Source organism: Vibrio sp. TMPB1044 (assembly GCF_030442075.1).
Taxonomy (GTDB): Bacteria; Pseudomonadota; Gammaproteobacteria; order Enterobacterales; family Vibrionaceae; genus Vibrio; species Vibrio satsumensis.
Window position 1 is genome coordinate 1 of sequence record NZ_JAUJED010000038.1, and the last position, 13,398, is coordinate 13,398.

Annotated in this window: 11 protein-coding genes; 2 read left to right on the plus strand and 9 right to left on the minus strand. The window is 45.5% G+C overall.

Annotation, left to right across the window (positions count from 1 at the left end):
• Nucleotides 1-230 precede the first annotated feature (230 nt).
• The 8 genes from sucD to sdhC form a co-directional block, all read right to left on the minus strand.
• Nucleotides 231-1,103 (minus strand): succinate--CoA ligase subunit alpha, encoded by an 873-nt coding sequence (sucD, locus tag QQ041_RS20375; RefSeq protein WP_004734209.1) that lies wholly within the window; start codon nt 1,101-1,103, stop codon nt 231-233.
• Nucleotides 1,103-2,269 carry an ADP-forming succinate--CoA ligase subunit beta gene (gene sucC, locus QQ041_RS20380; protein ID WP_010436793.1) on the minus strand — a complete coding sequence of 389 codons (1,167 nt, stop codon included), beginning with the start codon at nt 2,267-2,269 and terminating at the stop codon, nt 1,103-1,105. The genes sucD and sucC overlap by 1 nt, the downstream gene beginning before the upstream one ends.
• Before the next feature lie 206 nt (nt 2,270-2,475).
• Nucleotides 2,476-3,684: a 2-oxoglutarate dehydrogenase complex dihydrolipoyllysine-residue succinyltransferase gene (odhB, locus tag QQ041_RS20385; protein ID WP_009847318.1), complete on the minus strand. Its 1,209-nt coding sequence runs from the start codon at nt 3,682-3,684 to the stop codon at nt 2,476-2,478.
• A gap of 21 nt (nt 3,685-3,705) precedes the next feature.
• A complete protein-coding gene (gene sucA / locus QQ041_RS20390; RefSeq protein WP_017630648.1) occupies nt 3,706-6,522 on the minus strand; it encodes a 2-oxoglutarate dehydrogenase E1 component in 2,817 nt (938 codons plus the stop codon).
• Nucleotides 6,523-6,619: 97 nt separating this feature from the next.
• A complete protein-coding gene (locus QQ041_RS20395) occupies nt 6,620-7,333 on the minus strand; it encodes a succinate dehydrogenase iron-sulfur subunit (protein ID WP_010436773.1) in 714 nt (237 codons plus the stop codon).
• A 12-nt stretch (nt 7,334-7,345) separates the two neighbouring features.
• Nucleotides 7,346-9,112 carry a succinate dehydrogenase flavoprotein subunit gene (sdhA, locus tag QQ041_RS20400; RefSeq protein WP_019820485.1) on the minus strand — a complete coding sequence of 589 codons (1,767 nt, stop codon included), beginning with the start codon at nt 9,110-9,112 and terminating at the stop codon, nt 7,346-7,348.
• Nucleotides 9,113-9,460, minus strand: a complete 348-nt coding sequence (gene sdhD / locus QQ041_RS20405) for a succinate dehydrogenase, hydrophobic membrane anchor protein (RefSeq protein WP_010436768.1) — start codon at nt 9,458-9,460, stop codon at nt 9,113-9,115. It abuts the gene before it with no gap.
• The gene (sdhC, locus tag QQ041_RS20410) at nt 9,454-9,846 is read right to left on the minus strand and encodes a succinate dehydrogenase cytochrome b556 subunit (protein ID WP_019820486.1); all 393 of its coding nucleotides are present in this window, start codon (nt 9,844-9,846) and stop codon (nt 9,454-9,456) included. The genes sdhD and sdhC overlap by 7 nt, the downstream gene beginning before the upstream one ends.
• A 416-nt stretch (nt 9,847-10,262) precedes the next feature.
• Between sdhC and QQ041_RS20415 the strand changes: the two genes are divergently transcribed.
• The gene (locus tag QQ041_RS20415) at nt 10,263-11,552 is read left to right on the plus strand and encodes a citrate synthase (RefSeq protein ID WP_017630646.1); all 1,290 of its coding nucleotides are present in this window, start codon (nt 10,263-10,265) and stop codon (nt 11,550-11,552) included.
• Between the two features lie 142 nt (nt 11,553-11,694).
• Here the strand turns inward: QQ041_RS20415 and QQ041_RS20420 are convergent, their stop codons facing one another.
• Nucleotides 11,695-12,453, minus strand: a complete 759-nt coding sequence (locus QQ041_RS20420) for a Nif3-like dinuclear metal center hexameric protein (RefSeq protein ID WP_285954940.1) — start codon at nt 12,451-12,453, stop codon at nt 11,695-11,697.
• Between the two features lie 114 nt (nt 12,454-12,567).
• Between QQ041_RS20420 and QQ041_RS20425 the strand changes: the two genes are divergently transcribed.
• Nucleotides 12,568-13,326, plus strand: a complete 759-nt coding sequence (locus QQ041_RS20425) for a DUF1853 family protein (RefSeq protein ID WP_285954941.1) — start codon at nt 12,568-12,570, stop codon at nt 13,324-13,326.
• The last annotated feature ends 72 nt before the right edge of the window (nt 13,327-13,398 follow it).

The window sequence follows — 13,398 nt, forward strand, 5'->3', positions numbered from 1 at the left end:
ATCCAGTAAGAAGACATGGGACTCTAGGTGGAGTGAGTCCCATGGACTTTGAACTAATCAACTAAACCCCTGTGTCTACTTTTTAGGGGCCATATCAATATCATATCTCGTATCTCGTATCTCGTATCTCGTATCTCGTATCTCAAGAACATAAAAAAGGCTTGGTCACTGACCAAGCCTTTTTAATACCATTCAGTTAACTTCTATCTCAATCGATAAAAGCCAGCTGATTACCAACCCGTGATTTCACGTAGGCCTTTGCCGATGTCAGCAAGAGACTTAACAGTCTTAACGCCTGCTGCTTCTAGTGCTGCGAATTTATCTTCAGCAGTACCTTTACCACCAGAGATGATTGCGCCTGCGTGGCCCATACGTTTACCCGGAGGAGCAGTAACACCAGCGATGTAAGATACAACTGGCTTAGTTACGTTTGCTTTGATGAACTCAGCCGCTTCTTCTTCCGCAGTACCACCGATTTCACCAATCATGACGATTGCTTCAGTTTCTGGGTCTTCTTGGAAAAGTTTTAGGATATCAATGAAGTTTGAACCTGGGATTGGGTCACCACCGATACCAACACATGTAGACTGACCAAAGCCTTCATCTGTTGTTTGCTTAACTGCTTCGTATGTCAGAGTACCTGAGCGAGATACGATACCGACTTTACCCTTCTTGTGGATATGACCAGGCATGATACCAATCTTACACTCGTCTGGAGTGATAAGACCTGGACAGTTAGGACCGATCATGCGAACGCCAGTTTCTTCTAGCTTCACTTTAACGTCGATCATATCTGTTGTAGGGATACCTTCAGTGATCGTTACGATCAGTTCGATACCTGCATCAATCGCTTCTAGGATTGCATCTTTACAGAAAGGAGCTGGCACGTAGATAACGGTTGCTGTTGCGCCAGTTACTTCTACTGCTTCACGTACTGTGTTGAATACTGGAAGGCCTAGGTGAGTCTGACCACCTTTACCAGGTGAAACACCACCAACCATTTGCGTACCGTATGCGATCGCTTGGTCTGAGTGGAATGTACCTTGACCGCCAGTGAAACCCTGACAGATTACTTTAGTGTCTTTGTTAATTAATACAGACATTATTTCGCCTCCGCAGCAGCAACAACTTTCTGAGCAGCATCTGTTAGAGATTCAGCTGCAATGATATCAACATCAGAATTAGCAAGTACTTCGCGACCTAGATCTGCGTTGGTACCTTCTAGACGAACAACTACAGGAACTGTTACGCCAACTTCTTTAACCGCACCGATAATACCTTCAGCGATCATGTCACAACGAACGATGCCACCGAAGATGTTTACTAGTACTGCTTTAACATTGTCATCAGAAAGGATGATCTTGAATGCTTCAGCTACACGTTCTTTTGTCGCGCCGCCGCCTACATCAAGGAAGTTTGCTGGTTTGCCGCCGTGTAGGTTTACGATATCCATCGTACCCATCGCAAGGCCTGCACCGTTAACCATACAGCCAACGTTGCCATCTAGTGCTACGTAGTTCAGTTCCCACTGTGCTGCGTGTGCTTCGCGCTCATCTTCTTGAGATGGATCGTGCATTTCACGTAGTTTTGGCTGACGGTACATCGCGTTTGAGTCGATGTTGATCTTGCCGTCTAGACAAAGTAGGTTGCCTTCGCCAGTAATTACAAGCGGGTTGATTTCTAGTAGAGCTAGGTCGTACTGAGAGAACATTTGGCCAAGACCCATGAAGATCTTAACGAACTGTTTAATTTGATCGCCAACTAGACCAAGTTTGAACGCAAGTTCACGGCCTTGGTAAGCTTGAGGGCCCACTAGAGGATCGATCGCTGATTGGTGAATCAACTCTGGAGTTTCTTCAGCGATTTTCTCAATGTCCACACCGCCTTCAGTTGACGCCATGAATACAATTTTGCGCGTTGCACGGTCAACAACAGCACCTAGGTAAAGTTCGTTAGCAATGTTCGATGCTTCTTCAACTAGGATCTTTGTTACAGGTTGACCATTAGCGTCTGTTTGGTAAGTCACTAGGTTTTTACCTAGCCACTTTTGTGCAAACTCTTTAACGCCTTCTTTCGTGTCATGTAGCTCTACGCCGCCCGCTTTACCGCGACCACCAGCGTGTACTTGACACTTAACGACTTTCTTGGCTGTACTGATACGACCTGCAGCTTCAAAAGCTTCTTGTGCAGTATCACATGCGAAACCTTCTGGTACAGGCAAACCGAATTCTGCAAACAGCTGTTTGGCTTGGTATTCATGCAAATTCATTTTGATATTCCGTTTATTTTCCCTTAAGGGATTATTATTTCCATAACGACACAGTTTCCTGTGTTACGTCTGTAGGGTCTTCTCAAATCAACTGCTGTCCATTTTCTAATGGCTTTGCAGTTCAAGTGAAGGCCAGACGTTGAGCAGCCTAGCCTTTGAAACTTTTTACGTCTAGCTAACTGGGCTAACTAGACGTTTTAGCGATACTAAACGTCTAATAGCAGACGTGCAGGATCTTCTAGTAGCTCTTTGATGGTCACTAGGAAGCCAACTGATTCACGGCCATCGATTAGACGGTGGTCGTAAGAAAGCGCTAGGTACATCATTGGTAGAATCTCTACCTTGCCGTCAACAGCCATTGGACGATCTTGGATTTTGTGCATACCCAGGATTGCCGCTTGAGGCGGGTTGATGATTGGCGTAGACATTAGAGAACCAAATACACCACCGTTTGTGATAGTGAAGTTACCGCCCATCAGCTCATCAACAGTTAGCTTGCCGTCACGGCCTTTGATTGCTAGCTCTTTGATGCCTTTTTCGATGTCAGCGAAACCTAGTGTGTCACAGTCTTTCAGTACTGGAGTTACTAGACCACGTGGCGTTGATACTGCCATGCTGATGTCGAAGTAGTTGTGGTAAACGATATCTGTACCGTCAATAGAAGCGTTCACTTCTGGGAAACGTTTTAGCGCTTCTGTTACTGCTTTCACATAGAAAGACATGAAGCCCAGACGCGTGTCGTGACGCTTCTCGAATTGGTCTTTGTACTGCTTACGAAGGTCCATGATTGGCTTCATGTTCACTTCGTTGAAAGTCGTCAGCATTGCTGTGCTGTTCTTCGCTTCTAGAAGACGGTTAGCCACTGTCTTACGTAGGCGAGTCATAGGTACGCGTTTTTGGCTACGAGCTGCTGCTGGCGCTTCAACTGCTGGTGCAGATGCTGCTGCCGGAGCCGCTTTCGCTGCTGCTAGGTGTGCGTCGATGTCTTCACGAGTAATACGACCACCAACACCAGTGCCTTTAACGTCAGCTGGTTGTAGGTTGTGCTCTGCAAGCAGGCGACGAACCGCAGGACTTAGTGCGTCGTTGCTCTCTTCGGTAAGAGCCGCTTTGTGGCGCTTATCAGGAGAAGCTTCTGTATCTTCAGTTGTATCTTTCGTTGGTTCACCAGCGACAGCACCCGGCTTGATTTTAGCCAGAAGCTGTTTAGAAAGTACCGTAGCACCCTCTTCTTCAATGATAGCTTCCAGAACACCCGCTTCAGGAGCCGGTACTTCTAGAACTACTTTATCTGTTTCGATATCTACAATGACTTCATCACGTGCAACCGCTTCGCCCGGTTTTTTGTGCCAAGTAGCAACTGTTGCATCAGCCACAGATTCAGGTAAATCTGGAACCAGAATTTCAATTGTCATGTGCGTATTTTCCTTTTACTTCTAGTTCTTAAGTAGGGTCAAAGCGTCGTCAACTAACGCTTTTTGTTGTTTCAAGTGTACCGACATATAGCCAACAGCTGGTGATGCTGATGCAGGACGACCTGCGTATTGAATATCAGCACCCACTGGGATAGCAGCTCGGAAATTATGTTGGCTACTGTACCAAGCACCTTGGTTTTGAGGCTCTTCTTGACACCAAACGTAATCGACTACATTCGTGTACTGTGCAATTGCAGCTCTCACGTCCTCGTAAGGGAACGGGTAAAGTTGCTCAATACGCACAATAGCGACATCGTCTTGCTCGTTCTTACGTCTTTGGTCAAGTAGGTCAAAGTAAACCTTACCTGAACAGAACACGACGCGTTTTACGTTCTCAGGAGCCAAATCATCAATTTCTGCGATAGCTGGTTGGAACGTACCTTCTGCCAAATCTTCCAGAGAAGAAGTACACAGAGGGTGACGAAGCAATGACTTAGGTGACATTACAATCAGAGGACGACGCATTGGTCGAACAACCTGACGACGAATCATGTGGTAAACCTGAGCCGGTGTTGAAGGAACAACAACCTGCATGTTTTGTTCAGCACATAACTGAAGGTAACGCTCAAGACGTGCAGAAGAGTGCTCTGGGCCTTGACCTTCATAACCGTGAGGAAGCAGCATAGTTAGACCACATAGACGTGCCCACTTTTGCTCACCTGACGAAATAAATTGGTCGATAACAACTTGTGCACCGTTTGCGAAGTCACCAAATTGTGCTTCCCAAAGGGTTAGACCGCTTGGCTCTGCTGTTGCGTAACCATACTCAAATGCCAGTACCGCTTCTTCAGACAATACCGAGTCAAACACTTGGAATGGCCCTTGCTTGTCATGAATGTTCGCAAGAGGAACATACGTGCTTGCATCTGATTGGTTGTGCAGTACTGAGTGACGGTGGAAGAACGTACCACGGCCAGAATCTTGGCCAGAGATACGAATACGCTTACCGTCATCAACCAGTGTTGCGTAAGCCAGAGTTTCAGCCATACCCCAATCGACTTGTTTCTCGCCATTCACCATGGCAGTACGATCGTTGTACAGTTTATTGACTCGGCTTTGCAGCTTATGGCTGTCTGGATATTGGCAAAGTTTGGTACCAAGCTCTTTCAGGCGCTCGATATCAATCTTGTTGTCCCATTCGATGTTCCAGTCGTGACCTAGGTAAGGAGACCAGTCCACAGAGTGAAGTGCCATTGGGCGCCACTCTTTAACCACAACTTCACCGTGATCAAGTGCATCACGATATTCGTTAACAAGTTGAGTTGCTGTATCAATACCAAACTCACCGCGTTCCATTAGCACGTCAGCGTAAAGCTTACGTGGCGTTGGGTGCTTCTTGATTTTTTGGTACATCAAAGGCTGTGTTGCATTCGGCTCATCGGCTTCGTTGTGACCGTGGCGACGGTAACAAACCAAATCAATAACAACATCACGCTTAAACGTATTACGGTAATCCAATGCAAGACGCGCAACGAACGCAACCGCTTCTGGATCATCAGAGTTAACGTGGAAAATCGGAGCCTGAACCATCTTCGCGATATCAGTACAGTACATCGTAGAACGAGTATCGCGCGGGTTAGATGTTGTAAAACCAACTTGGTTGTTTACAACGATACGAACCGTACCACCGACACAGAAACCACGAGCTTGAGACATGTTAAACGTCTCTTGCACTACACCCTGACCTGCGATAGCTGAGTCACCGTGGATAGTGATTGGAAGTACACGGCTACCGTCACTATCACCAAGGCGATCTTGACGTGCACGTACTGAACCGATAACTACCGGGTTTACGATTTCTAAGTGAGATGGGTTAAATGCAAGTGCTAAGTGAACGTTGCCGCCTGGCGTTGCGAAGTCCGCAGAGAAGCCTTGGTGGTATTTCACATCACCAGTACCCCACGTGTCATCGTGCTTGCCCGCAAATTCGTCAAATAGGTCTTGTGGTTTTTTACCAAGCACGTTGACCAACATGTTTAGACGACCACGGTGAGCCATACCAACAACAACTTCACGCATGCCTTGTCCACCAGCATGACGAATAATTTCTTTCGTCATTGGGATAAGCGCATCACCACCTTCCAACGAGAAGCGTTTCGCGCCTGGGAATTTCGCACCAAGATAGCGCTCAAGACCTTCAGCTGCAGTTAGCTCTTCTAGGAAAGCTTGCTTTTCTTCTTTGTTGAAAGAGGGTTGACCAGATACAGACTCTAAACGTTGTTGAATCCAACGTTTTTGCTCTGTATTTGTCATGTGCATGTATTCAGCACCAATAGAACCACAATAAGTCTGCTTTAGAGATTTGTATAAATCTTTAAGCACCATCGTCTCTTGGCCAATCGCGTAAGAGCCGACGTTAAACGTCTCATTGAGGTCATCTTCGGTAAGAGTGTGGAAAGAAGGATCCAGCTCTTCAACTGTATCTCTTTTCCATAAACCTAGGGGGTCTAGATTTGCTGATTGATGCCCTCGGAATCGATAAGCATTAATTAGTTGCAGAACCTTTACTTGTTTCGCATCGACATCTGGATCACTAACTTGGACACTGTAATGCTTTGTTTCTTGAGCGAGTCGACGGAAGTATTCACGAACACGAGAGTGTGGTTGTTCCACTGTCTCTGAAGCTTGCACAGGCAGTTCTTCAAAAACACTTCTCCATTCGTCACTTACCGAATCTGGGTCACTTAGATACAGTTCATAGAGTTCTTCTACGTACGTTGCATTGGCGCCAGCCAAGTGTGAAGACTCGAGCCATGCCTTCATCACGCCGTTGTGCATATTTTCCCTTAACCAGTAGTTTTCACGTTTGCTGCGGTCTATGCCGAGCTATTAAAAGGCCGCCCCAAAACTTCTAGGGCGGCAATTTTTATATAACTTAAACCGAACGATTCACCAACATGGTCTTGATGTGACCAATAGCTTTCGTCGGATTTAATCCCTTAGGACAAACACTTACACAATTCATGATGCCATGGCAACGAAAAACGCTAAATGCATCATCAAGATCGGACAAACGTTCGTCTGTCGCTGTATCTCGGCTATCAATTAGCCAACGGTACGCTGCAAGTAGGCCTGCTGGTCCGATGAATTTGTCAGGGTTCCACCAGAACGATGGGCAAGATGTAGTACAACATGCACACATGATACATTCGTACAATCCATCTAAGTGCGCGCGTTCATCAGGGCTTTGTAAGTTTTCACGTGCCGGTGGTACATTGCCATCAGACACTAAGAATGGCTTCACTTTCTCGTAGTTATCGTAGAACTGAGTCATGTCTACAATCAGGTCACGAACAACAGGTAGACCAGGCAGCGGACGAATCACAATCTTGTCTTGGCCAGAAAGCGCAGACAACGGAGTGATACACGCCAGACCATTTTTACCATTCATGTTCAAACCATCCGAACCACATACACCTTCACGGCATGAGCGACGGAATGAGATAGTTGGATCTTGCTCTTTCAACAGAATCAGCGCGTCCAAAAGCATCATGTCTGAACCTTCATCCACCTCTAGGGTGTATTCCTTCATATAAGGCTTCTGGTCGACATCTGGGTTGTAACGGTATAAAGAGAAATTCAGTTTCATGGTCATATCTCCTTAGTACGTACGTGCTTTTGGTGGGAACGCTTCACGATGGATAGGCTCCATGTTTACACCACGCTTAGTCATGCTCTCTGACTCTGGGTTGTAAAGTGAGTGGCATAGCCATTGCTCATCATCACGGTCAGGGAAATCGAATCGAGCGTGTGCGCCACGGCTCTCTGTACGGAAGTTTGCAGCAACAGCCGTTGCGAATGCCGTTTCCATCAAGTTTTCAAGCTCTAGACACTCGATACGTTGAGTGTTGAACTCTGTAGACTTATCAGATAGGTGTGCATTCTTCAGACGCTCGCGAATCGCTTTAAGCTCTTCTAGGCCTTCAGCCATTGCTTTGCCTTCACGGAATACTGAGAAGTTATTCTGCATACATTGTTGAAGATCTTTACGGATTTGCGCTGGATCTTCACCGTCAGTACTGTTTTCCCAACGGTTGTAACGCTCTAGAGAACGCTCGATGTCTGCTTCAGTTGCTGGTTTCGCTTCGTCTTGCTTCTTCAGAGTCTCACCTAGGTGTAGACCTGTTGCACGACCAAATACCACCAAATCAAGTAGTGAGTTACCACCTAGACGGTTGGCACCGTGTACTGATACTGATGCGATTTCGCCACAAGCAAATAGACCTTGGATTTCAACATCGGTGCCATCTTCAGTTTGCTTAATAGCTTGACCAGAAACTTGTGTTGGAACACCACCCATCATGTAGTGACATGTTGGGATTACTGGGATTGGCTCTTTTACTGGATCAACGTGAGCAAAGGTACGAGACAGTTCACATACACCAGGAAGACGAGATTCAAGTGTCTCTTTACCTAGGTGATCAAGCTTCAGCTTGATGTGTGGACCCCAAGGGCCATCGCAACCGCGACCTTCACGGATTTCAACCATCATTGAACGTGCAACAACATCACGACCCGCTAAGTCTTTAGCATTTGGTGCGTAACGTTCCATGAAGCGTTCGCCGTCTTTATTGAGAAGGTAACCACCTTCACCACGACAACCTTCCGTTACCAATACACCTGCGCCAGCGATACCCGTTGGGTGGAACTGCCACATTTCGATGTCTTGCATTGGAACGCCAGCACGAATCGCCATACCAACACCGTCACCAGTGTTAATGTGTGCGTTAGTTGTCGAAGCGTAGATACGACCAGCACCACCAGTAGCAAGGATTGTTGCCTTCGCTTTGAAGTAGCAAACTTCGCCAGTTTCCATACAAAGCGCGGTTGTACCTAAGATTGCACCATCTTCGTTCTTCACAAGATCCAGTGCATACCATTCAGAGAAAACCGTCGTTTTGTGTTTAATGTTTTGTTGGTAAAGCGTATGAAGCAGTGCGTGACCAGTACGGTCAGCTGCAGCTGCGGTGCGAGCCGCTTGCTCACCACCAAAGTTTTTAGATTGACCACCGAAAGGACGCTGGTAAATAGTACCGTTCTCAAAACGAGAGAAAGGTAGGCCCATTTTTTCAAGTTCGATTACCGACTCAGGACCGTTTTTACACATGTATTCGATAGCGTCTTGGTCGCCGATGTAATCAGAACCTTTTACTGTGTCATACATATGTTGTTCCCAATGGTCTTCATGCGCGTTACCAAGAGCAACAGTGATGCCGCCTTGCGCTGAAACCGTATGAGAACGAGTAGGGAAAACTTTAGAAAGCAATGCACAAGAAAGGCCTTGCTCAGAAATTTGCAGTGCGGCACGCATACCTGCACCACCAGCGCCGATAACTACGGCATCAAACTCACGAACAGGAATAGTCACTTACGCACCCCACAAAATAAACAGACCAGAGAAGAAATATCCAAGAAGAACTGCAACAACACCGACTTGAAGACCAACACGCAGTTTTGCGCATTTGATGTAGTCAGTTAGTACTTGCCATAGGCCGATCCACGCGTGAACCAAAACAGAAGTAAGCGCTAACATGGTGAAGACTTTAGTGAAGGTTCCACCAAAGAATTGCGTCCAAGATGCGTAAGAGATATCACCAGAGAAAGCACAGAAGCTAACTAGGTAAATAGTGTAAAGCGTCATAATGATGGCAGTTGCACGAATCAGTAGATAATCATGAACACCATTACGACCAAAAGTAGAAACGTTGTTTACCATACTAAGATCCCCGCTAGTAGAGACAATACCGCTGTTGCTGCGAATGCAACCTTAGCGCTCTTAGCGCCAGATTCCAGCTCTTCAAAGTGACCTAAGTCCATAAGAAGGTGACGAATACCACCAGCAATGTGGTAAGCCAAAGCGGTTAAAATGCCCCACAGAATAAACTTCACGAAGAAACCATCGACAATGTCGCTAGCTTCCATAAAGCCTACTGGGGATGAGAGGGAAATGGATAGTAACCAAAGCAAAATTCCAATCGCGACAAAAGTTATCACCCCAGACACACGGTGTAGGATGGAAGCTATTGCTGTGATTGGAAAGTGGATGGTCTGTAAATCTAAATTAACAGGTCTTGTCTTTCTTTCTTTCACGGGCTTGCTCACTCAGCTCCATTGAGCATTATGGTCATTAAATAACCTTATGATATTGTTATGGACAAAATTTGATTGCTAACCTTCAAAATTTAACATTAACTTAACAAATAACCGAAGTTGAGCCTTAGATAATTGTAAAATAATTGTTAACTGCTCGATTAAGAAAGACACCTCACATTTCTTCTTAGCCTTGCATTTATAAGGTTTTAACCAAACTTTTCAGCGCCACTATACGGCTGGCAACATTCTAATACAATTGATGTAACAAATAATGCTACACAGACCAGATTTTTAACGAATTTAATGTAAAAAACACTAACAAGTGCACACAAAGCTGTAGAAAAATTGACTTTCCCACGTAAGACCAGTAAAAAAATGGCACATAAACATCCTGGACGGATTAATAATAAACAAAGGAGATTGTTATGGCGGATAAGAAAGCTACCCTTCACATTGAAGGTCAAGCGCCAATCGAGCTGCCGATTACAGAAGGTGTACTTGGTACTCCAGTGATCGATGTTCGTACACTAGGTTCTAATGGTTTTTTCACTTTTGACCCTGGTTTTCTTGCCACTGCATCTTGTGAGTCTCAAATCACTTTTATTGACGGTGGAAAAGGTATTCTTTTACATCGTGGTTATCCAATTGACCAACTTGCCAATAACGCTGATTACTTAGAGGTATGTTACATACTTCTTTACGGTGAAGCCCCATCTCGAGCTGAATACGAAAAGTTCAAGACTACCGTGACACGTCACACTATGGTGCATGAGCAGATTGCTAGTTTCTTCCACGGCTTCCGTCGTGATGCTCACCCTATGGCTGTAATGTGTGGTGTTGTAGGCGCTCTAGCAGCGTTCTACCACGACTCACTTGATATCAACAACGATACACACCGTGAAATTGCGGCTTACCGCCTGATTTCAAAAATGCCGACACTGGCAGCAATGTGTTACAAATATTCAATCGGTCAGCCGTTTATCTACCCACGTAACGACCTAGGCTACGCTGAAAACTTCTTACACATGATGTTTGCAAACCCATGTGAAGAGTACGAAGTGAACCCTATCGTTGCTCGTGCAATGGATAAAATCTTTACTCTACACGCTGATCACGAACAAAACGCTTCAACGTCTACAGTTCGTCTTGCTGGTTCATCTGGTGCTAACCCGTTTGCGTGTATCGCAGCAGGCATCGCGTCACTTTGGGGCCCAGCTCACGGTGGTGCAAACGAAGCATGTCTACGTATGCTTGAAGAGATCGGTAGCGTAGATAACATCGAAGAGTATGTTGCAAAAGCGAAAGACAAAGATGACCCATTCCGTTTGATGGGCTTCGGTCACCGCGTTTACAAGAACTACGATCCACGTGCAACAGTAATGCGCGAAGCGTGTCACGAAGTACTTAAAGAGCTAAACATCCAAGATCCACTACTTGACGTAGCAATGGAACTTGAGCGTATCGCCCTATCTGATGAATACTTTGTGTCTAAGAAGCTATATCCGAACGTAGATTTCTACTCAGGTATCATTCTGAAAGCTATCGGCATTCCTGTATCAATGTTCACAGTAATCTTCGCGATGTCTCGTACTATCGGTTGGATTGCACACTGGAACGAAATGCACAGCGACCCAACGAACCGTATCGGTCGTCCTCGTCAGCTATACACTGGTGAAGAGCAACGTGACTTTAAAGCACTTCACGAACGTGAATAGTTGCGATTAAAGTACAATTGTTAAAAAGGGTTGATGCGAAAGCATCAACCCTTTTCTTTTATATGCTCGCTACTCTGTCATCCTCAAGAACAAAGAACGAGTGAGTTGGGGATCTCAGTCAACGAGGAGATAGCATTTGTTCTTAAACTGGGTTGTCGATATCGATAAATTCAACATCCAAGCCATGCTCTTCCGCTAACCATTCACCTAGCGCCTTCACACCGTAGCGTTCAGTGGCATGGTGGCCAGCAGCAAAATAATGAATGTCTTGCTCGCGTGCTGAGTAAGTTGTACGTTCTGAAATCTCACCAGAGATAAATGCATCAATACCTTGAGAAGCAGCTAGCTCAATGTAGCCTTGGCCACCACCAGTACACCAACCGACAGTCGTAATCGTTTTGTTTTGGTTTTCTGGAGCGATATGCAGTGGTTTGCGATTCAGAGCTTGGTCAATTTTTACGGCAAACTCTTCACCTGTCATTGGTGTTTTTAGTTTGCCAAACATAGCAACCGATTGTGGGTGCCCTTCCAAACCGCCTTCGACTTCAATCTCAAGTAACTCGGCCAGTTTCGCGTTATTACCAAGCTCAGGGTGGATATCAAGAGGAAGGTGGTAACCTAACAGATTGATATCGTTTTTGATCAATGTGCGAATACGCTTACCTTTCATCCCGCGAATGGCTTCTGGCTCACCTTTCCAAAAGAACCCATGATGAACTAACAAAGCATCAGCCTTTAGCTCGACTGCTTTATTAATCAAAGCCTGAGAAGCCGTCACGCCAGTAATGATGCGTTTTACTTCAGCATTGCCTTCAACTTGAAGACCGTTTGGACAGTAATCTTTAATCTGCTGTGGCTGCAGTTTTTCGTTAAGTAGCTTTTCTAATTGTAAGTTATTCATTTTTATTTCCAGCTTACCTTTATAATAACGTCGTTATATCAATTTACGGGTAGAATGTCGAAAGCCCTGCCCTCTGTTTATTAAGAACAGATGACTAAAGTTTACGAGGAACCGATGACTGAACTGCAACGTTTTTACCAATGGATGATTGGCTCACCGCCGCTACTGGAAATTAAGCCACCCATTTCTGATCTCGGGGTATTCTCTAGCCACCATGCCATCGACTCATCACATACTTATGATGGTAATCCTAGATTAGGTTTCCTCTATCAACATCTATGCGAACAAGTGATCACTGCCTCACCGAATTACTCGATTAAGCACGATGAGATTCAGATCAATGTGGAAGGCAGAACTCTCGGTGCAATCGACTTTATTCTTGAAGAAGGGAGCAACCAAAAGCTGGAACATTGGGAAGTGGCGATTAAGTTTTACCTGCTCCACGAACAGACATGGTTTGGACCCAACTCTCACGACCAATTGGATAAGAAACTCGACAGAATGCTCAGCCACCAGTTGGCAATGTCCTCTTCTGCAGCGTTTATTGAGCAATATCCAGAGATCAATGTCGACTCAAAGCACTTACTTATGCAAGGTCGTCTATACACCAACCCATTCTTAGATCAAAAAGTACCTACTGAATGTTTGGGTTACGACATTAACCCAAGCCAAGTAAACGGTTTTTGGTGCTATCAAGACCAAGCTCATCTAATCACTGAAGCGCTCTACCCTCTCACCAAAGAACAATGGGCGGCCGGGACGGATGATTTCAACAGTCAGCCTATCACCGAGTTTGGTGATCGCTTCGTCCATGGGCAAACCAAGTCGGGGCAATTCTGGTTTGTGATGCCACAAAGTTGGCCACACGGCTAATCCATTCAACCATTGAGTTGACTTAGTCTTAGCCACTTACTTACTTACTTACTTACTTACTTACTTACTTAC